General features: G+C 66.1%; 18 protein-coding genes. 5 read left to right on the top strand and 13 right to left on the bottom strand.

Annotated features, from left to right (window positions below; translation table 11 throughout):
- Positions 1-75: 75 nt before the first annotated feature.
- Positions 76-2,250, bottom strand: coding sequence for a xanthine dehydrogenase family protein molybdopterin-binding subunit (locus AC1D34_RS27540; protein WP_476825914.1), 2,175 nt, complete (start codon positions 2,248-2,250; stop codon positions 76-78).
- Between the two features lie 11 nt (positions 2,251-2,261).
- On the bottom strand, positions 2,262-2,726 hold the full coding sequence (locus tag AC1D34_RS27535; RefSeq protein ID WP_441506884.1) for a (2Fe-2S)-binding protein: 465 nt from the start codon (positions 2,724-2,726) through the stop codon (positions 2,262-2,264).
- A gap of 458 nt (positions 2,727-3,184) precedes the next feature.
- Here AC1D34_RS27535 and AC1D34_RS27530 point away from each other — a divergent pair, with 458 nt between their 5' ends.
- On the top strand, positions 3,185-3,415 hold the full coding sequence (locus tag AC1D34_RS27530; RefSeq protein ID WP_476825913.1) for a hypothetical protein: 231 nt from the start codon (positions 3,185-3,187) through the stop codon (positions 3,413-3,415).
- A gap of 56 nt (positions 3,416-3,471) precedes the next feature.
- On the top strand, positions 3,472-4,392 hold the full coding sequence (locus tag AC1D34_RS27525) for a cation diffusion facilitator family transporter (protein ID WP_476825912.1): 921 nt from the start codon (positions 3,472-3,474) through the stop codon (positions 4,390-4,392).
- A gap of 21 nt (positions 4,393-4,413) precedes the next feature.
- Here the strand turns inward: AC1D34_RS27525 and AC1D34_RS27520 are convergent, their stop codons facing one another.
- Complete coding sequence (locus AC1D34_RS27520) at positions 4,414-4,587, bottom strand: hypothetical protein (RefSeq protein WP_476776902.1); 174 nt, start codon at positions 4,585-4,587, stop codon at positions 4,414-4,416.
- A 404-nt stretch (positions 4,588-4,991) separates the two neighbouring features.
- On the opposite strand from AC1D34_RS27520, the gene AC1D34_RS27515 reads away from it, so the two are divergent.
- Positions 4,992-5,189, top strand: coding sequence for a hypothetical protein (locus AC1D34_RS27515; protein WP_441492949.1), 198 nt, complete (start codon positions 4,992-4,994; stop codon positions 5,187-5,189).
- Between the two features lie 50 nt (positions 5,190-5,239).
- Here AC1D34_RS27515 and AC1D34_RS27510 read toward each other — a convergent pair whose 3' ends face one another.
- On the bottom strand, positions 5,240-5,800 hold the full coding sequence (locus AC1D34_RS27510; protein WP_476825916.1) for an NADPH-dependent FMN reductase: 561 nt from the start codon (positions 5,798-5,800) through the stop codon (positions 5,240-5,242).
- 396 nt (positions 5,801-6,196) lie between these two features.
- Between AC1D34_RS27510 and AC1D34_RS27505 the strand changes: the two genes are divergently transcribed.
- Positions 6,197-6,952, top strand: a complete 756-nt coding sequence (locus AC1D34_RS27505) for a HugZ family pyridoxamine 5'-phosphate oxidase (protein ID WP_476825911.1) — start codon at positions 6,197-6,199, stop codon at positions 6,950-6,952.
- Here the strand turns inward: AC1D34_RS27505 and AC1D34_RS27500 are convergent.
- From AC1D34_RS27500 to ehuB, 6 genes are all read right to left on the bottom strand, one after another.
- Positions 6,912-8,057 carry an amino acid ABC transporter substrate-binding protein gene (locus AC1D34_RS27500; protein WP_476825910.1) on the bottom strand — a complete coding sequence of 382 codons (1,146 nt, stop codon included), beginning with the start codon at positions 8,055-8,057 and terminating at the stop codon, positions 6,912-6,914. The two genes, AC1D34_RS27505 and AC1D34_RS27500, sit on opposite strands and share 41 nt — an antisense overlap.
- 120 nt (positions 8,058-8,177) lie before the next feature.
- A complete protein-coding gene (metC, locus tag AC1D34_RS27495; RefSeq protein ID WP_476825909.1) occupies positions 8,178-9,362 on the bottom strand; it encodes a cystathionine beta-lyase in 1,185 nt (394 codons plus the stop codon).
- A 91-nt stretch (positions 9,363-9,453) separates the two neighbouring features.
- Positions 9,454-10,605 (bottom strand): amidohydrolase, encoded by a 1,152-nt coding sequence (locus AC1D34_RS27490; RefSeq protein ID WP_476769930.1) that lies wholly within the window; start codon positions 10,603-10,605, stop codon positions 9,454-9,456.
- Between the two features lie 99 nt (positions 10,606-10,704).
- Positions 10,705-11,364, bottom strand: a complete 660-nt coding sequence (ehuD, locus tag AC1D34_RS27485; protein WP_476825908.1) for an ectoine/hydroxyectoine ABC transporter permease subunit EhuD — start codon at positions 11,362-11,364, stop codon at positions 10,705-10,707.
- Positions 11,354-12,013, bottom strand: coding sequence for an amino acid ABC transporter permease (locus AC1D34_RS27480; protein ID WP_476825907.1), 660 nt, complete (start codon positions 12,011-12,013; stop codon positions 11,354-11,356). The genes ehuD and AC1D34_RS27480 overlap by 11 nt, the downstream gene beginning before the upstream one ends.
- A 28-nt stretch (positions 12,014-12,041) precedes the next feature.
- On the bottom strand, positions 12,042-12,917 hold the full coding sequence (gene ehuB / locus AC1D34_RS27475) for an ectoine/hydroxyectoine ABC transporter substrate-binding protein EhuB (protein ID WP_476825906.1): 876 nt from the start codon (positions 12,915-12,917) through the stop codon (positions 12,042-12,044).
- A gap of 345 nt (positions 12,918-13,262) precedes the next feature.
- Between ehuB and AC1D34_RS27470 the strand changes: the two genes are divergently transcribed.
- Positions 13,263-14,306 (top strand): alpha/beta hydrolase family protein, encoded by a 1,044-nt coding sequence (locus tag AC1D34_RS27470; protein ID WP_476825905.1) that lies wholly within the window; start codon positions 13,263-13,265, stop codon positions 14,304-14,306.
- On the opposite strand, the gene AC1D34_RS27465 is transcribed toward AC1D34_RS27470, so the two are convergent.
- From AC1D34_RS27465 to AC1D34_RS27455, 3 genes are all read right to left on the bottom strand, one after another.
- Positions 14,296-15,375: a helix-turn-helix domain-containing protein gene (locus AC1D34_RS27465; protein WP_476825904.1), complete on the bottom strand. Its 1,080-nt coding sequence runs from the start codon at positions 15,373-15,375 to the stop codon at positions 14,296-14,298. The genes AC1D34_RS27470 and AC1D34_RS27465 overlap by 11 nt on opposite strands.
- A gap of 215 nt (positions 15,376-15,590) precedes the next feature.
- Positions 15,591-16,466 carry a LysR substrate-binding domain-containing protein gene (locus AC1D34_RS27460; protein ID WP_441492961.1) on the bottom strand — a complete coding sequence of 292 codons (876 nt, stop codon included), beginning with the start codon at positions 16,464-16,466 and terminating at the stop codon, positions 15,591-15,593.
- Between the two features lie 104 nt (positions 16,467-16,570).
- Positions 16,571-17,287, bottom strand: a complete 717-nt coding sequence (locus AC1D34_RS27455; RefSeq protein WP_476825915.1) for an amino acid ABC transporter ATP-binding protein — start codon at positions 17,285-17,287, stop codon at positions 16,571-16,573.
- Positions 17,288-17,327: the final 40 nt, after the last annotated feature.

Raw genomic sequence — 17,327 nt, 5'->3', positions numbered from 1 at the left:
GTTGGCAGCCAGCCCCTGCTGTCGTGGCGACGGCCCGGCCGACCAGTGGGGCATCGGGCCGGGACCTGCTGGCGATCACCCAGCCGTCAGCATCTCGGGCTTGATCGGCAGCTTGCGGAGCCGGATGCCGGTTGCCGCATGGACCGCATTCAGCACCGCGGGCGCGAGCGCCGACGTGCCGGGCTCGCCAAGCCCGCCGGGCGCCTCGCTGCTCGCCACGATCTCGACCTCGATCGTCGGGGCCGCATCGATGCGGAGCATCTGGTAGGTGTCGAAATTGGTCTGCTCCACCCTGCCATCCTTGAGGGTGATCTCGCCGTACAAGGCCGCGGTGATGCCGAAGACGACGCCGCTTTCGATCTGCGCCGCGATGGTGTTGGGATTGACGGCGACCCCGCAATCGACGACCGCGACGACGCGGTCGACATGGACATCGCCGCTCTTCGAGACCGTCACCTCGGCGACCTCGGCGAGATAGCTGCCGAAGGATTGCGACAAGGCGATGCCGCGCCCCTGGCGTGGCCCCAGCGGTTTGGCCCATCCTGCCATCTGCGCGGCACGTTCCAGCACATGGAGCGCACGCGGATTCCCAGCCAGAAGGGCGCGTCGATAGTCGAGCGGATCCTTCTTCGCGGCCGCGGCGAGTTCGTCGATGAAGCTCTCGACCACATAGACATTATGGGTGGGACCGACGCCGCGCCAGAACGCGGTCGGAATTCCCGGGGGTTCGACCCGGACATAATCGACATGCATGTTCGCGATTGCGTAGGGGATTTCGGCTGCCCCTTCCACCGCATCGGGATCGACGCCGTCCTTGACGGCCGACGGGAAGTAGCGGGCCATGATCGACGAGCCGGCGATGCGGTGGCTCCAGGCGACCGGCATGCCCTGGGCATCGAGCCCGGCACTGATCCGGTCGTAGTAATAGGGCCGGTACATGTCGTGCTGGATGTCCTCTTCCCGGCTCCAGACAACCTTGACCGGGCCCTTGGATTGCTTGGCGATGAGCGCCGCCTGGGCGATGAAGTCGACTTCGAGCCGGCGCCCGAAACCGCCGCCGATCAGGTGGTTGTGAATCCGCACCTGCTCCGGCTTCAGTCCGAGATGTTTCGAGACGACGAGCTGGGCGATATCGGGAACCTGCGAGCCGACCCAGATATCGCAGCCGTCGCTCGTGACCTCGGCGGTACAGTTGATCGGCTCCATTGTGGCGTGGGCCAGGAACGGGGCCTCGTAGATCGCCGCGACCCTGGTCGCCGCCTTGGCGAGGGCGGCAGTCGCGTCACCTTCGCTTGTGGCAACGGCGCCGGGGCTTTCCGAAGCCGTTGCGAGGGCGGCCACGATGTCGGCCATCGAGGTGGCCGCATGCGGTCCATCGTCGAACCTGACAGCGCAGGCCTCCAGGCCCTGCTTCGCCGCCCAATAGTGATCGGCGATGACGGCAATGGCGTTGTCGAGCTTCGCGACCTGATGGACGCCCGGAACCTTGAGCGCTGCCGCCTCATCGAAGGATGCGACCGTGCCGCCGAACACCGGAGAGGCGGAGACGGTGGCGACCTTCATGCCGGGCAACCTGACGTCGATGCCGTAGATCGCCGTGCCGTTGACCTTGGCCGAGGCATCGAGCCGCTTGGCCGGCGTGCCGATGATCCGGAAGCTGCCGGGATCCTTGAGCGTGACATCGCTCGGTATCGAGAGCTTGGCCGCAGCGTCCACGAGCTCGCCATAGCCGATCCGGCGGCTGCTCGCGGCGTGGACGACATAGCCCGGCTGCGTCGTCAGACTGCTCGCATCCGCCTTCAGCCTCGCGGCGGCTGCGGCAATCAGCATGGACCGGGCGGCCGCACCAGCCTGGCGCAGCGGCAGATAGAATGCGCGGATCGAGGTCGAGCCGCCCGTCATCTGCACGCCGGAGATCAGGGGATTGCCGTAGAGCTTTGCATTCGCTGGGGCGGGCTCGACCGCGACATTGCTCATGTCGACGTCGAGCTCCTCGGCGACCAGCATCGGCAGCGAGGTGTAGGTGCCCTGACCCATCTCGATCATCGGGGAGATGACGGTCACCTTTCCCATGCGGTCGATGCGGATGAAGGCCCCGGGCGCAAAAGGTTTCGCTTGCGCGGGATCGGCTGGCTGGGCACCCGCCTGCAAGGGCCAACCGATCATCAATCCGCCGCCGACGGCAGCGCTGGCATGGAGGAATGCACGACGCGAAACGACGAGATCCCCGAGATTCTCTGCATGTGCCATGGCTCTGGCCCTCACCGCGCGCCAGCGATGGCCGCGGCCTGTTTGATGGCTTCGCGAATGCGCAAATAGGTGCCGCAGCGACAGATATTGCCGGACATGGCGGCGTCGATATCGGCGTCCGTGGGCTTTGGATTGCCGGCGAGGAGCGCGCTCGCCGACATGATCTGCCCGGATTGGCAGTAGCCGCATTGCACGACTTCCAGGTTCAACCAGGCCGCCTGGATCGCCTTGCCGGCTGGCGTCTCACTGATCGCCTCGATCGTCGTAACGGACTTGCCCGCGGCATCGCTGATCGCCGTGATGCAGGAGCGGGTCGGCTCGCCGTCGATATGAACGGTACAGGCGCCACATTGGGCGATCCCGCACCCGAATTTGGTTCCGGTCATGCCGAGAATATCCCGGATTACCCAGAGCAGCGGCATGTCGTCGGGGGCATCAACCGCGAGGGAGTGGCCGTTTATGGTGAGATCATGCATCGCGCATCCTCCTCGGCCTGCCCTGGTCGTGCTGATGAAGCTGTCTATCCGGCACCACACCGCCGGGAATGCCCATTTCGGGGGCTCGGAAGTCCGCGGCCGGAACCACCGCTGGAGCCATCGGCACGCATGGCGGTCTCCCCAGCGCGTTGGCAAATCGTTGGCTGATCAGAGGCACGGGACGGAGCATGATATTCGCCGATCGGGCGTCATCGCAGGACGGACTGCGCCCCCAAAACATGGCGGGAGTATGGAAGGGGAAGGGTGGGCGGCGGCATCGGCACTGCGCCCCTGCGAGCAGGTCCCAGTGCGGCGTCGCTCATGGACCGGCCTGGCGTCCGCTCCCGTCCCCTGGCCGGCCTTCGACGCTGCGCGCTTGCGCTCCGCTCCCGGGCGATACGGAACCAGCGCCTCACCCCGGTAGTTCCGTTTCGACACGCAACGGAGGAGCGAGCCCCATGAGACCCGTCGACGTGATCGCAAAATACGCCGGCGTCGAGATCGGCGTGCTGCTCCGTGCGCGTGACAAACCTGCCGGCGAAGCCGAGACTGTCTACTGGATGGATTATCCATCGATCGAACACGCCCTGGAGGCCGTCGCAGAGGACCTGTTCGAAGGACGGGTGGAACAGATTACCGCCGATGGCGAGCCGCTGACCCAGGAAGAAGTGAGTACGTTGACCCATTAGGGCGGCACCGGGCGAGCCCTTCGCGGCTCTGACCGAACCAGGCGGGGATCACCGGCATGGCTGCACATACCGGCTCGCACAGGGTGATCTACGCCGCCCTCGCTGGAAATCTGCTGATCGCGGTGACGAAGTTCGGGGCGGCCGCCTATACCGGCAGCTCGGCGATGCTGTCCGAGGGCATCCATTCCCTAGTCGACACCGGCAATGGCCTGCTCCTGCTCTATGGCCTGAGGCGCGCGGCGCGCCCGCCTGACGCCTTGCACCAGCTCGGGCACGGTCGCGAACTCTATTTCTGGAGCTTCATCGTCGCCCTGATGGTCTTTGCCGTCGGAGCCGGCGTGTCCTTCTACGAGGGTGTTCTTCACATCCTCGAGCCCCACCACGCGACAAATCTCCTGGTGAACTACGTCGTGCTCGGGCTGTCGCTCGTCTTCGAGGGCTATTCCTGGCGCGTCGCACTCAAGKAATTCCGCAAGACCAAAGGTAGGCTCGGCTACCTCGATGCGGTCCGTCAGAGCAAGGATCCGACCGTCTTCTCCGTTCTCTTCGAGGATTCCGCGGCAGTGATCGGCCTTGCCATCGCATTCGTCGGCATCACGGCGGCCGCATGGTTCGATCAGCCGATCCTGGATGGCGTCGCCTCGCTCGGCATCGCGGCCGTTCTGGGAACCACCGCCATCTTTCTCGCCCGTGAAAGCAAGGCACTGCTGCTCGGCGAGGCCGCCATTCCGGAGGTTCAGCGCGCCATCCTGGAGATCGTCCGTGCCGACGAAGAGGTCAGGACGGTCAATGGCATGACGACGGTCCATCTCGGTCCCAACGAGATCGTCGTCGCGCTGAGCCTCGAGTTCGAGGATGATCTGACCACGAGCGGGATCGAGGCGAGCGTCGAACGGATCGAAAGACAAATCCGGGCGACCGAACCCGCCGTGACCTCGGTCTTCATCAAGCCCAAGGCCGCAGCCAGGCGGGTCTGAAGCGCCGGACGCGCCCGCCCGTCAGTGCGGCTGCGAGGCAGGCGGCCCATAGCGCAGCACGGCTGCCTTGAGCCTGCGCAATTCTATCGTTCTGATCGGGCTTGGTGGCTTGCTTTCAAGCTGGCCGATCCGCTCGCAGATCAAGCGGAACTCGCGATCGGTCCGGATGGCGAGCAGGACAGGAATCTCGTGCATAGGCGAGGCCTCCGGCGTGGCTGCATCCCCAGAACGAGGGCAGTGTGCAGCCATCGATCCCTTCCTGGCAACCCTTCGAAATTGCCTGCCGGAACAGCACGGGGCGCGGCTCGTCCGAGAGCGCGGGGCGCCATTCCCGCTTCGCCGGCGATGCTGCAAAGGCGCTTCACAGGCAACCACCCGGATTGGCTCCCGGGAAGTGCAGGGGCAGCGAGAGGGCCGAAAGGGCAGGGAACATGCGGGCCGCCCAATCGTTGAATCCAGGTTGTTCCGTTGATCCAGATCGTTGCGTTGCGGTGTCGAAGATGGGTGTTCTGCCGAAAGCGTATCATCCGAGATGGCGGCCCAGCTGGTCTTTCGGTCGCAAGGCGATCCTGCCGGCACGCCCGCGCTCGATCGCGGCCATGCCGACCGAACTCTATCGCGAGCCCTGCGAGGACGGGGACGGCAACCGCTACACCGTGATTGTCTGGCGTCTTTACCCGGGCCTGAGCAGCACCTCCTATACGCTCGATACCGGCGCCCTGGTGAACTATGTCGACGGGCGCAGTTTCGAGATCGCCAGGACAGGGGTGATTATCACCCGGCTGGATTGCCTGTAGGCTCGGGATGCGTGACGGTCCCGCGCGGGGGCCGCCGCCGCCGGGGGCGTTCAGCCAGCCTGTGACGCCACGAAGGTAGAAAAGCCGGCCAGAAATCCGCGCAAGCGATCCCGGGTGGCGGGGTCGCTCAGTTCACCCGCTTCATCGAACAGATTCTGCGCGCGCGAGACCAGCATGCGCCCCTCGAACCAGGGACGGGTGCCGAGCGTCCGCAGCACCGGCAGCCAGGCCTCCTGCGCGAGCACGGTGCCGAAACCACCCATCGAGGCTCCCAGAAACGCGACGGGGCGGCCACCAAAGAGCGGGCCGATATCGCTCGCCGGGCGCGATAGCCAGTCGATCGCGGTCTTCAGCACGCCGGGGATCGAGTTGTTGTATTCCGGCGTGAACAGGATCAGCCCGTCAGCCTGGGCGAGTTGCCGCTTCAGGACCTGAACGGCKGGCGGAATGCCGGTCTCGGCCTCGTCATCGGCGTTGTAGAGCGGGATACCGGCAATGGTGCCCTCGACCAGCTCCGCCCCGTCAGGCATCGACGCCCGGGCCGCCCGCAGCAAGGCGCTGTTGTACGAGCCGCGTCGCAGGCTCCCTGAAACCCCGAGAATGCTGACTATTGCCTGTTTCCCTTGGCTTGTGCGGCGGCGGATATCCGAAGCGCCGGGAATACCGGTTGCCGGCACCGGCGGCCAGCATGGCAGCTTCATGGCCCGCCAGCTGAATGTCGATCTCTCCCGGTCGGCCGGTCGTCACATGCGGCGCGATCGGGGGGGCGGCCAGGCCCATGCGCCAGCTATTCGGGGGCGGGGTCGAGGAAGGGCGCCGATGGCCGCCCGATGAGGGCCTGTTCCAACGGAGCGGCGCATCACATCTGCCGGGGTTGAATCGACCTTACGGCGCCATGGCCCGTAGGCAAGGTGCCTTGAAGCAGGGCCGGCTCGCGCCATCGGAGCTATCGGTCGAGCGCGGCAGGGATGTAGGTCTCGGCCCGCTCAACCCACGCGAGACGAACCATGCAGCTGCAGCCGACGACCCCGATCACGCCCCGTGGCATCGAACTCAACCTGGCTGCTGCCCGCCCCTTCGAGGCCATGCAGGAAGCCCGGAGCCTGCTGAGAACGGCGCGGCTCGTCGCCCTGGCAACGCTCGATCCGCAAAGCGGCTATCCCTATACGATGGCGACCAACCTGGCGGTCGAGCCGGACGGCACTCCGTTCTTCTTCGTCGCGAGGCTCGCCGTTCACGCTCGGAATATCGAAGCCGACAACCGTGTCTCGCTCGGGCTCGCCGAAGCCGGCGCTCCGGATGCGCTCACGCGCCCACGCCTGACGCTGGTCGGCCGCGCGCATCTGATGCCGGCTGCCGAGGAGACTGACGCGAAGGAACGATATGCTCGTCGCTACCCCAAATCGAAGCTCTATCTCGATTTGCCCGATGCCTGCCTCTATCGCGTCGAGGTCGAGGCCCTGCAGATCAATGGCGGCCCGGCCCAGAACGCCAATGAAGTGACGGCAGCCGCCTTGAAGACGGAGCTTTCCGGGGCGGAAGCATTGATGTCGCGCGCCGCAGACGAGATCGATCGCCTGAACAGCTCGGCCGCCGACCTCGCTGCTCTCGTTGCGCTTGCGGGAAACGGCCCCGGCCAGTGGCGCGTCAGCGGCCTCGATCCGGACGGGATCGAACTGTCGACCAGCAGGGAGACCATTCGGCATTGGTTTGGCCGCAGGGTCACAAATCTCGACGAGCTGGCCGAGCAGTTGCCGCGCTGAACCCCATTCCGCGCTGTCGCAGAGGGTCAGGCGCGCAAGCGGCAGGACCGCCTCGTCTGCCGGCGCAGGTCCGAGGCGGCTCGCTCTTTGCGCCGTGTGATTGGCTCATCGTCACGCCGCCGAGCGCATTGGGCCCGCGCTGCAGCTTCATCGGCGAGTTCAGGCCGAGATGACGCTCGAAACTCTCGCCGTAATTGCCGACGGCCGAGACGACGCGCACCACCCAGTCATTGCTGACGCCGAGCGCCTCGCCATATTTGCCATCGCGGCCGAGGAAGCGCCGGATCTCGGGATTGGTCGCGTTCGCGGCGAGCTCCCTGGCATTGGCCTTGGTGACGCCGAGCTCTTCGGCGTTGATCAGGGCAAACAGCGTCCAGCGCACCAGGTTGAACCAGGCATCGTCGCMGCTGCGCACCCAGGGACCGAGCGGCTCCTTCGAGATGATCTCCGGCAGCACGGCATGCTCGTCGGGATTGCGGAACTTGAGGAGATTGGCCGAGAGCGCCGAGACATCGGTGGTGTAGGCGTCGCAGCGTCCGGATTCATAGGCCTTCAGCGCCTCTTCGGGGGTGCCGAAGGCGGCGACCTCGTATTTCATCCCGGTGCGCCGGAAGAAGTCGGCGAGGTTGAGCTCGCTGGTCGTGCCCTGCGCCACGCAGATCGAGGCGCCGTCGAGCTTGGTCGCGCTGGTCACGCCCAGGCTCTTGTGGACCAGGAAGCCCTGGCCGTCATAATAGTTCACAGCCGTGAAGGTGACGCCCTGGCCGGAATTGCGCGCGAGCGTCCAGGTCGTGGTGCGCGGCAGGACGTCGATCTCGCCGGCCTGGAGCGCGATCAAGCGGTCCTTCGAACTCAACGGCACGAAGCCGGCCTTCTCGGAATCGTCGAAGACCGCCACGGCGAGCGCGCGACAGATGTCGATATCGAAACCCTGCCAACGCCCGGCTGCATCCTGCGTCGAGAAACCGGGGACGCCGTTGCTCGTGCCGCAGATGATCCTGCCGCGATCGCGAATGGTCCTGAGCGTGTCCGCCGCCTGGGCGGAGGCCGCAGTACAGGTCGCGACGAGCGCGGCGGCCGCAAGCCGGATGAATGGGCGTGTCATTGAAGCTTCCCTCTCTGTTTGTTCTTGCCGTTCTTTGTGCTGGCTGGTTCTGGGCAAAGTTCTCCCTGCGCGGCGGAAGCCTGCTCCCGCCGCGTTGGTCTTCGGTCCGGATCTTTTGTCTCAGGCGACCCTGGCGGCCGGCCCGCGTTCGAGCGCGACGAGCAGCGCGTCGAGGTCGTTCCAGAGGTCGTCGGGATCCTCGATGCCGATGCTGATGCGCAGCACCGTGCCCTCCGCCGTCCAGGGGCTGACGGTGCGGTCACCCTTGACCGCCATCGGCGCGATCAGGCTGCGCGTGCCGCCCCAGGAGGCGCCGATCGCGAAAATCTTGAGCGCGGTCAGCGCCGCTTCGAGATCCGCCTCGGCAACGGGTTTGAGGACGACGCTGAAGACGCCCGAGGAACGGCCCATGTCACGCTTCCAGAAGGCATGGCCGGGGCAGGAGGGCAGGGCCGGGTGCAGCACCGTCTCGACCGCCKGCGAATGCGTCAGCCGCCGGGCGAAATCCTCCGAGATCTTGCCGATATGGGCGAGCCGCAGGCCCATGGTCTCGATGCCGCGCAGCGCGAGCTGGCATTCATCCGGCGAGACGCCGACGCCGAAGGCGCGCAGCGTCTCCTTCATCTTCTCGCGCAGCGCCATGTCGGAGACGGTGACGGAGCCGAGCAGCAGGTCGGAATGGCCGCCGACATATTTGGTCAGCGCCTCGCAGGCGAAATCGGCCCCATGGGCCAGAGGCTTGAAGAGCAGCGGCGTCGCCCAGGTGTTGTCGCAGCCGACGAGCACGCCCTTGGCCTTGGCCGCCTTGACGATGGCCGGAACGTCCTGGACCTCCATCGTGCCGGAGCCGGGCGACTCGACCCAGACCAGCCTGGTGGCGTCGTCGATCAGGTCGGCGATGCCGGCGCCGATCAGCGGGTCGTAGACGCCGTAATCGATGCCGCGCGGCTTCAGGTATTCCTCGCAGAAGCTGCGCACCGGCGGGTAGACATGGTCGGGGATCAGCACCTTGTCGCCGGGCATGAGGACCGAGAGCATGACGATGGTGACCGCAGCCTGGCCCGAAGGCACCAGCACGGTGCGCACCCCGCCATGCAGCGCGGTGAGCTGCGCTTCCAGCGTGCGCGTCGTCGGCGTGCCGTGCAGCCCGTAGGTATAGCCGTCGAAGCCGCGATATTTGCGGGCCGCGAAGCTCGCGGCATCCTTGTATACGATGGTCGAGGCGCGATGCGTTGGCACGGCGAGGCTGGCATAGCCCTCCTCGTTGACGGCCGGGTGGTGAACGCAGCGGGTGAGGTCGTGCATGGCTTGATCCCTTTCGAGGGACAAGCTGTAGGCGGCTGGCAAAGCGAGACAATCAGGCTGCGGGCATGAGACGATGCCTGGCCCTTATGGCTTACGCGGCATCCGCGAGCGCGCGCCTGGCGACCTCGCTCATCCAGCCGACGCAGACCGGCAGGATCGCGTCGTTGAAATCGTAGCGGGCATTGTGGAGCTCGCCCTCCGGACCGGCCGGGCCGTTGCCGATCCAGACATAGGCGCCCGGCCGCTCCTTGATCAGGAAGGAGAAATCGTCGCCGGTGGTGCTCGGCCGCACGTCGCGCCGGACCGGCGCCCCGATCGCCTGTCCCGCCTGCACCGAGAGCGCGGCTTCCGCCGGAGTGTTGATGATCGGCCTGCCGGTCGACAGGATCTCGACATCGGCCTGCATGCCATAGGCCTCGCAGATGCCGGCGATGATACTCTCCATCCGCTTGATCACCGCCTCGCGCACCTCGGGCCGGTAGGTTCGCAAGGTGCCGAGCAGCGTCACGCTTTCCGGGATCTGGTTGCTGACGACGCCGCCGCTGATCTGGCCGATCGAGAGCACGACCGCGTCGACTGGATCGACATTGCGCGCGACGATGGTCTGGAGCGCGACGATCAGGTGTCCGGCGGCAACGATCGGGTCGCGGGTCTGGTGCGGGATCGCGGCATGGCCGGCAAGCCCGTGCAGGGTGACGCTCCAGCGCCCGCCCGCCGCCATGACCGGCCCGTCATGCACCGCGATGGTGCCGGCCTCGAGCCCCGGCCAGTTATGGAAGGAGAAGACGCGCTCCATCGGAAAGCGCTCGAACAGCCCGTCCTGGATCATCGCCTTGGCGCCGACGCCGTTTTCCTCGGCCGGCTGGAAGATGAACTGGACCTGCCCCTTCCAGCTCTCGTCGGCGGCGAGCATAGCGGCCGTGCCGAGCAAAGCGACCGTATGTCCGTCATGGCCGCAGGCATGCATCGCTCCCTGCGTCTGCGAGGCGTAGGGCGCCGTGCTCAGCTCCTGGATCGGCAGCGCATCCATATCGGCGCGTAAGCCGACGGTCCGGTTCGAGCCCGACCGGGACAACGTCGCGACGACACCGGTGCCGCCGACGCCCGCGACGAAGGGAATGCCCAGTTCGGTGAGTTTCTCCTGCACGAAGCGGGAGGTGGCATGCTCGTGCTCGGACAGTTCGGGCTGCGCATGCAGCTGGCGGCGCCATTGCGTGAGCTGGTCGAGAAAGGCCTGGTCCATGATCGGTCTCGGATGATGCGGGTTGCGGCGATGCCCGGGCAGAAAGCGGCGCCCCGGCTGGATTCAATGCTCGGGCAGGATTCTTGGCCTGGACAGAACTCAGCGCTGGGCCGAGAGCGCGAGACGCGCCTCGAATTTGCGGATGAGGAAGGAGAGCGTGACGGCAATGGCGAGGAAGAGCGCGCCGACGACCGCCATCGGTTCGCCATAGCGGAAGGTGTCGGAGGCGATGTCGAGGGCCGAACCGAAGGACTCCTGCACGGCGATGACCGCGAGATAGGGCGTCGATTTGAAGATCGAGATGAAGTAATTGCCCATCGGCGCGGCGATGTTGCGCAGCATCTGGGGCGCGATCACCAGCAGCACGGTCTTCAACCGGTTGAGCCCGAGCGCCTTGGCGGCCTCGAACTGCCCCTTGGGAATCCCGTCGATCCCGGCCTTGAACACCTCGGCGAGATAGCCGCAGTAATACAGGCTGAGCGCGGCGACGCCGACGACGAGGGCGGGCAGCTTGATGCCGTAGACCGGCAGCACATAGTAGAGAAAGTAGAGCTGCACCAACACCGGCGTGGAGCGGATGAAGTCGATGACGAAGCGCATCGCGTAGCGCATCGGTTTGCTGGAGCGCCTGGTGATTTCCAGCCCGAAGCCGAGCAGGGCCGCAAACACGCAGCTCAGCAGCGTGACAGCGAGCGTCGTGGTCAGCGCACGCGCGATCGGCGGCACGATCGAGAGGGCGAAGGCAGGGTCAAACGTCATGGGCGAATTTCCGCCCGGCGCCGACCTTGCGCTCGAGCCAGCGCCCGACGATCGTCGCGGGATAGCAGAGCACGAAATAGGCGACGAGAAGGCCGGTATAGACCTTCACCGGGTCGTAATGGAGCTGCGAGATTTCCTTGGCCCGGAAGGTCATGTCGCTGAGCGTGATCAGCGAGACCAGCGCCGTGCTCTTCACCAGCTGGATGAACTGGTTGACGAAGGTCGGCATCATCGCGAGCAGCGCCTGCGGCAGCTCGATCAAGAGCAGGATCTGCCAGCGCCGGAAGCCGAGCGAGCGTCCGGCCTCGGCCTGGCCGCGGTCGAGCGACTGCAGGGCGGCGCGCACCGCCTGGCTGCCATAGCCGCCGATATTGAGGCCGAGCACCAGCCCCCCGACCGCGAGGCCGGAAAGCCGGACGCCGAAGCCCGGCAGCGTGTAATAGAACGCATAGAGCAGGATGATCACCGGCGACGAGCGCCAGAACTCGATCACCGCGGTGACGGCGGCATGGGGCCAGCCGCGCGTGCTGAACTGCAGCACGCCGGCTATGAAGGCGAAGGGCACGGCATAGGCCATGCCGAAAAGCGTCACCGAGGCGGTGACGCCAAAGCCCTGATAGATCCCGGCAAGGACGTCGGCGAAGCTCATGATCGGGCTGGCGTTTTTGGGCCGGCGCTCACGGCTTCGCCGCGCAGAGATCGGCGGTCGAGGCCTCCGGCGGCATCTCGGCATCGGTGAAGCCGTATTTCGCCATGATCGTCTTCATGGTGCCGTCGGTCTTCAGCGTCGCGAGCCTGGCGTTGTAGAGCGCCTGCAGTTCCTTGTCCTTCGGCGCGAAGACGACGGCGGTCGCCATCATGTATTCCTGCCCGCCCGGCTTGACATAACCCTTGAAAGGCAGGGCGCGCTCGATCGCGTTCATGCCGCCGGCTTCCATCAGCCCGGCGACGCTCGGCGCCGACAGTGTCGCGGCATCGACGCGCCCGGCCAGCATGGCGCTGACCACGGCCTCGTTGTTCGGAAAGAGCAGCAGCCGGTCTTTGGGGACGCCGGCGGCCAACGCGTTCTTCGCATTCTCCGTGCCGCGCCCGCCGCCGAGCTTGACGTTCGGGTTCTTCACGATGTCCTCGTAGCTGTGCAGCTTGAGCGGGTTGCCCTTGAGCACGAGCAGGCCGTCGCCGGCCGAGAGGTCGGGCTCGCTGAACAGCACCTGCTGGCAGCGCGCCGGGGTGATCGCGACGCCCGACGCGATGATGTCGAAGCGGCTGGCGAGCAGGCCGGGGATCAGCGCGCCGAAATCGGCAACGGTGAACTCGATCGCCTTGACGCCGAGCGGGGCAAGCGCGGCGCGCACGAGGTCGGGGTGATAGCCGACGACATTGCCGTCCTTGTCACGGTAGCCCCAGGGCGAGCGGTTATGAATGCCGATGGTGATGGTCTTGCCCGAGAGGGTCTTGAGATCCGGCTGCTGGCCCTGAGCGGTCCAGCCGCTCAGGGCGGCCAGTCCGAGGGCGGCGACACCGAGCGCCAGGCGCCGGGAAGGAAAGCTCATCGGTAAATCCCCTGTCATTAGGTGCGGCTGCGCCACGCTCTGCGGCCGTCTGCAGCGCGGCCCCGGTCATCCCTGCAGGCCGAGCCTGCTGCGAGGCACGATAGCGGCGGGTCGGTTCGCGACAATCAGGCTGGGGAAATAGCTTGATGCCTAAATCTTATACCTGTTGGACCCTTCCATGCCGGACGCATCCGCTAGCGCTCCCGGGTTCCGCGTGGCTGCCCGCACGGGCGAGGGGCGGGGCGAAGCCGGAATCTGGCGGAAAGCGGCGTTCTCGATCGCGTTCGAGGTCTCGGGAGAGCGGATTTTGAAACATGCCGGCCGCTCATTCCATCGGAGACTGCCATGTTTCAACGCTCACTCCTTCAACGCTCACTCCTGGCGGCCGGGTCATGGCTGCTGACCACGGTCCTTGCGCATTCCGCTGACGCCATTGGGTTTCAGCAGACGACGCTCGACCCGAAGGGGAAGCGGCCGCTTCAGGTCAGCATCTGGTATCCGACGAAACAGGAGGGCAAGACCGAGATCGTCGGAGACAATCCCGCCTTCCATGGGGTTCCCGTCATTCGCGGTGCCGCGCCGCTCTCCGGTGAGCTGCCGCTTGTCGTCCTGTCGCATGGCTATGGCGGCAGCTGGCGCAATCTCTCCTGGCTTGCTGCGGAGCTGGCCGCACGCGGCAGCATCGTCGCGGCTCCGGACCATCCGGGCACGACGACATTCGACATGCCGCCCGCGCAGGCGGCGATGCTGTGGGAGCGCCCGCGTGATCTGAGCCGGGTCATCGACGCCGTGGAGCGCGATCCGACGCTCGCGGGCAAGGTCGATATCAGCCGGGTCGCCGCGATCGGCCACTCCCTGGGAGGCTGGACGGTTGCGGAACTGGCCGGGGCACGCTTCGACACGAAACGGTTCGAGACYGATTGCAAGGCCAATACCAGCCCGCGTGTCTGTGTCCTCAGGGGTGAGCTCGGCCTGGACAAGCGCGAACTTGAAGGCAACCTGGCCGACCCGCGCCTCAAGGCGTTCGTGTCCCTCGACCTCGGCCTTGCAAGAGGCTTTACGCCCGAAAGCCTGGCGAGCCTCGACATGCCGGCGCTTGTGATCGGCGCAGGGATCGATATCGACGGGTTACCCGCGAAGTTTGAATCCGGCTATCTCGCGGAGCATCTGCGCAAGCCGTCCGCGACCTCGGTCACCATTCCCGACGCGACGCATTTCGCTTTTGTCGGGCTCTGCAAGCCGGATGCCGTCGCCCTCATCGAAAAGGTCGAGCCCGGCAGCGGCATCATCTGCAGGGATGACGGACCGCGCGGCCGCGACGAGATCCACCGCGAGATCGCCTTTCTCGTGATCGGCTTTCTCGCCAGGTCCATTCCGGTCAGGCCGTAGAACGGCTGGTCTCCCCGGCGGGCGCACCGCCCGCGCGGCGATACTCGCTCGGGGTCGTGCCGGTCACGCGCGCGAATTCGCGATTGAAATTCGATTTCGTCTGGAAACCGCACTCGAACATCACCTCCGTGACTGGCAGGTCGGTTTCTCCGAGCAAGCGCATGGCTTCGCGAACCCGATATTCATTGACGAGCTGCGGCACATTGCGGCCAAGCGTGCGGTTGATCGCGTTCGACACGGATCTTGAGGGCAGCCCGAGGCGGCGCGCGAGGCGGTTCAGGGTCAGGTCCGGATCGCGATAGATCGCCTTCTGGCGCATCGCGGTCTCGACCATCGCCATGATCCCGACGTCCTCCTCCGTCGCGGAGGCCGACGCCGCCTCGTTCGGCTGATGCTCGGGCTCCACGGTGCGGGCCGGACCGGGTCGATCGAGGGGCTCGTCGTCCGGGACGCTGCGGCCGATCACCGCGATCGCATAGGCGATGACGGGAAGGAGGAGGAGGTTGCCGACTGCCACGATCACGGCCGCGTGGCTGCCCTGATGGGACCCGAAATCCGCGGCGATCAGAAGATCGATGATCCCTGAGCAGATCAGCAGCAGGCCTATGACGGAAACCGCCCTGCGCGCGCCCTGGGCATCGGAGAGACGCACGCTCTCGAACTGATCGGGCCCGGCATGGCCGTGGCGAACCAGGGCCGCGCCATAGCCGAGAAAGAGCAGGGCGAGAATGAGGTCGATCGGCGCCTGCCAGCGCTGCCACAGGCAGGACAGAATGAGGATCGCGACCGGAGCCAGAACATGCGGCCAGGATCGCAGTGCGGGCGGCTGCCGCAGCCTTGCAAAGCAGAGCCAGGCGATAGGCGGCAGCAATGCCGCCATGACGGGCTGCAGGAACCGGACCCAGGGGGCATCGATCGTCCAGCGCAAGCCGACCGTGACCACCAGCAGAATGCAGGTGCCGATGAAGAGAGTGACCGGTTTGAAGAGGGTCCTGTCCTGAAGGAAGACCCGGATGAGCAGGATCGTCAGCAACAGCGCCACCACGAAGGGCAATGGTATCGCGGGCATCCGGTGATCTCTCATCCCTATCGGGTTCAGGCAGGCGATAGACCGGCTTGATGCCGCAATCCCGGCCTCATGTCTCCCAGGCTCAGGTCACGTCGTTTAGAGCATGCTCGATGCGACCTGGAGCATCGGACCGAAAAGTGGAATCCGGTTTTCGGTCCGATGCTTAAACAAGGAGCTAGATCGCCCATCTTGCGTCCGAACGGACGCACGGCGAACTAGCGCGAGGCGAGCAGGCAATCGATGAAATCGCGCACCAGCTGCGATTTTGGCCGGTCGAGCGGCAGGATCAGAAGGCTCTTGCTGTGCACGGCCGGCTCGAACGGCTTCAGCACGATCCGGCTCATATCGGCGCCGGCGACCGCATAGGGGCTGACCAGGCCGATGCCGACACCTTCGGCGACGAGCGCACAGACGGTCGCGGCATAGATCGTCTCGACCACGACATGCGGGCTGACTTCGGCCTGGTGAAAGACCAGGTCGAGCCGCTGGCGGGTCCGGTCCTCCGGCACATAGGCGACGAAGGGCTGGCGGTGCAGGTCATGCGGCGTGATCAGGTCGCGCTCGGCCAGCGGATGCTCGCGCGGGATCGCGCAGAGCACGCGCGGCGAGACGAAGGGCTGGTGCAGCACGCCGCTGACATCGATCTCGTCGGCGGCGAGCCCGATATCGAACTGGCCGGAGACGACGCCGTCGCGCACGTCGCGCGAGGGCAGCACCATCAGGGTGACGCCGATATCGGGATGGCCCTCGCGAAAACGCCGGACGGCGCGGGGCACCAGCGACGAGCCAAGCGCCGAGAGCGAGCCGATCCGCAATTGTCCCGAGCCATGGTCGCGGATGCGGGCTGCCGTGGCCCTCAGCGTGTCCATGCCGCGAAACGAGGCCTCGACCTGCGCATAGAACAGCTTGGCCTCGGGCGTCGGGATGATGCGGTTGCGCACCCGGTCGAACAGCAGGAAGCCGACCGAGCGCTCCAGTTCGGCGATGGTGCGGCTGACCGCCGGCTGCGTGATGCCGAGCAACTCGGCTGCGCGCGAGACGGTGCCGGACTTCATCACGGCGGCAAACGTCTCAAGCTGGCGGTGATTCAAGTCATGGCACCTCGGCAGGGGGCCGGCAGATTACACCGGCCGCGCCCCATGGCGAGGCGCGTTCGAATGCGCCGGGCCTCCGGTGGATGCAGGGCCGCGCGCCCTCAATGGAGAATCTGCGACAGGAAGAGCYTGGTGCGTTCGTGCTGCGGGTTCTTGAAGAASKCGTTGGGCTCGTTCATCTCRACGACCTGGCCGGCATCCATGAAGATGACGCGGTCGGCGACCTGGCGCGCAAAGCCCATCTCRTGGGTGACGCAGAGCATGGTCATGCCCTCCTCGGCCAGGCTCACCATGGTGTCGAGCACCTCCTTGACCATCTCGGGRTCGAGCGCCGAGGTCGGCTCGTCGAACAGCATGATYTTYGGGCTCATGCAGAGCGAGCGCGCGATCGCGACGCGCTGCTGCTGGCCGCCCGAGAGCTGGCCCGGATATTTCAGCGCCTGCTCCGGGATCTTCACGCGCTTGAGATAGTGCATGCCGATCTCCTCGGCATCCTTCTTCGGCATCTTGCGCACCCAGATCGGGGCGAGCGTCAGGTTCTCCAGGATCGTCAGATGCGGGAACAGGTTGAAGTGCTGGAAGACCATGCCGACATCGCGGCGGATCTCGTCGATCTTCTTCAGATCATTGGTCAGCTCGGTGCCATCGACGATGATCTGGCCCTTCTGGTGTTCCTCGAGCCGGTTGATGCAACGGATCATCGTCGACTTGCCCGAGCCTGAGGGGCCGCAGATCACCAGCTTCTCGCCGCGCGCCACCTTCAGGTTGATGTCGCGCAGCACATGGAACTCGCCATACCACTTGTTGACCCCTATCATCTCCACGGCCGTATCCGTGTTCAGGGAGGTCTGCTTCAGC

The sequence above is a fragment of the Allobosea sp. P1_A7 genome, assembly GCF_056406775.1.
The sequence above is the reverse complement of the archived record's forward strand: the minus strand, read 5'-3'. Positions and strand labels throughout refer to the sequence as shown.

What these genes read in the sequence shown, in the direction of transcription:
- AC1D34_RS27540 (WP_476825914.1), bottom strand. Translation starts at nt 2,250, where the DNA reads ATGGCACATGCAGAGAATCTCGGGGATCTCGTCGTTTCGCGTCGTGCA.
- AC1D34_RS27535 (WP_441506884.1), bottom strand. Translation starts at nt 2,726, where the DNA reads ATGCATGATCTCACCATAAACGGCCACTCCCTCGCGGTTGATGCCCCC.
- AC1D34_RS27530 (WP_476825913.1), top strand. Translation starts at nt 3,185, where the DNA reads ATGAGACCCGTCGACGTGATCGCAAAATACGCCGGCGTCGAGATCGGC.
- AC1D34_RS27520 (WP_476776902.1), bottom strand. Translation starts at nt 4,587, where the DNA reads ATGCACGAGATTCCTGTCCTGCTCGCCATCCGGACCGATCGCGAGTTC.
- AC1D34_RS27515 (WP_441492949.1), top strand. Translation starts at nt 4,992, where the DNA reads ATGCCGACCGAACTCTATCGCGAGCCCTGCGAGGACGGGGACGGCAAC.
- AC1D34_RS27505 (WP_476825911.1), top strand. Translation starts at nt 6,197, where the DNA reads ATGCAGCTGCAGCCGACGACCCCGATCACGCCCCGTGGCATCGAACTC.
- AC1D34_RS27490 (WP_476769930.1), bottom strand. Translation starts at nt 10,605, where the DNA reads ATGGACCAGGCCTTTCTCGACCAGCTCACGCAATGGCGCCGCCAGCTG.
- ehuD (WP_476825908.1), bottom strand. Translation starts at nt 11,364, where the DNA reads ATGACGTTTGACCCTGCCTTCGCCCTCTCGATCGTGCCGCCGATCGCG.
- AC1D34_RS27480 (WP_476825907.1), bottom strand. Translation starts at nt 12,013, where the DNA reads ATGAGCTTCGCCGACGTCCTTGCCGGGATCTATCAGGGCTTTGGCGTC.
- ehuB (WP_476825906.1), bottom strand. Translation starts at nt 12,917, where the DNA reads ATGAGCTTTCCTTCCCGGCGCCTGGCGCTCGGTGTCGCCGCCCTCGGA.
- AC1D34_RS27465 (WP_476825904.1), bottom strand. Translation starts at nt 15,375, where the DNA reads ATGCCCGCGATACCATTGCCCTTCGTGGTGGCGCTGTTGCTGACGATC.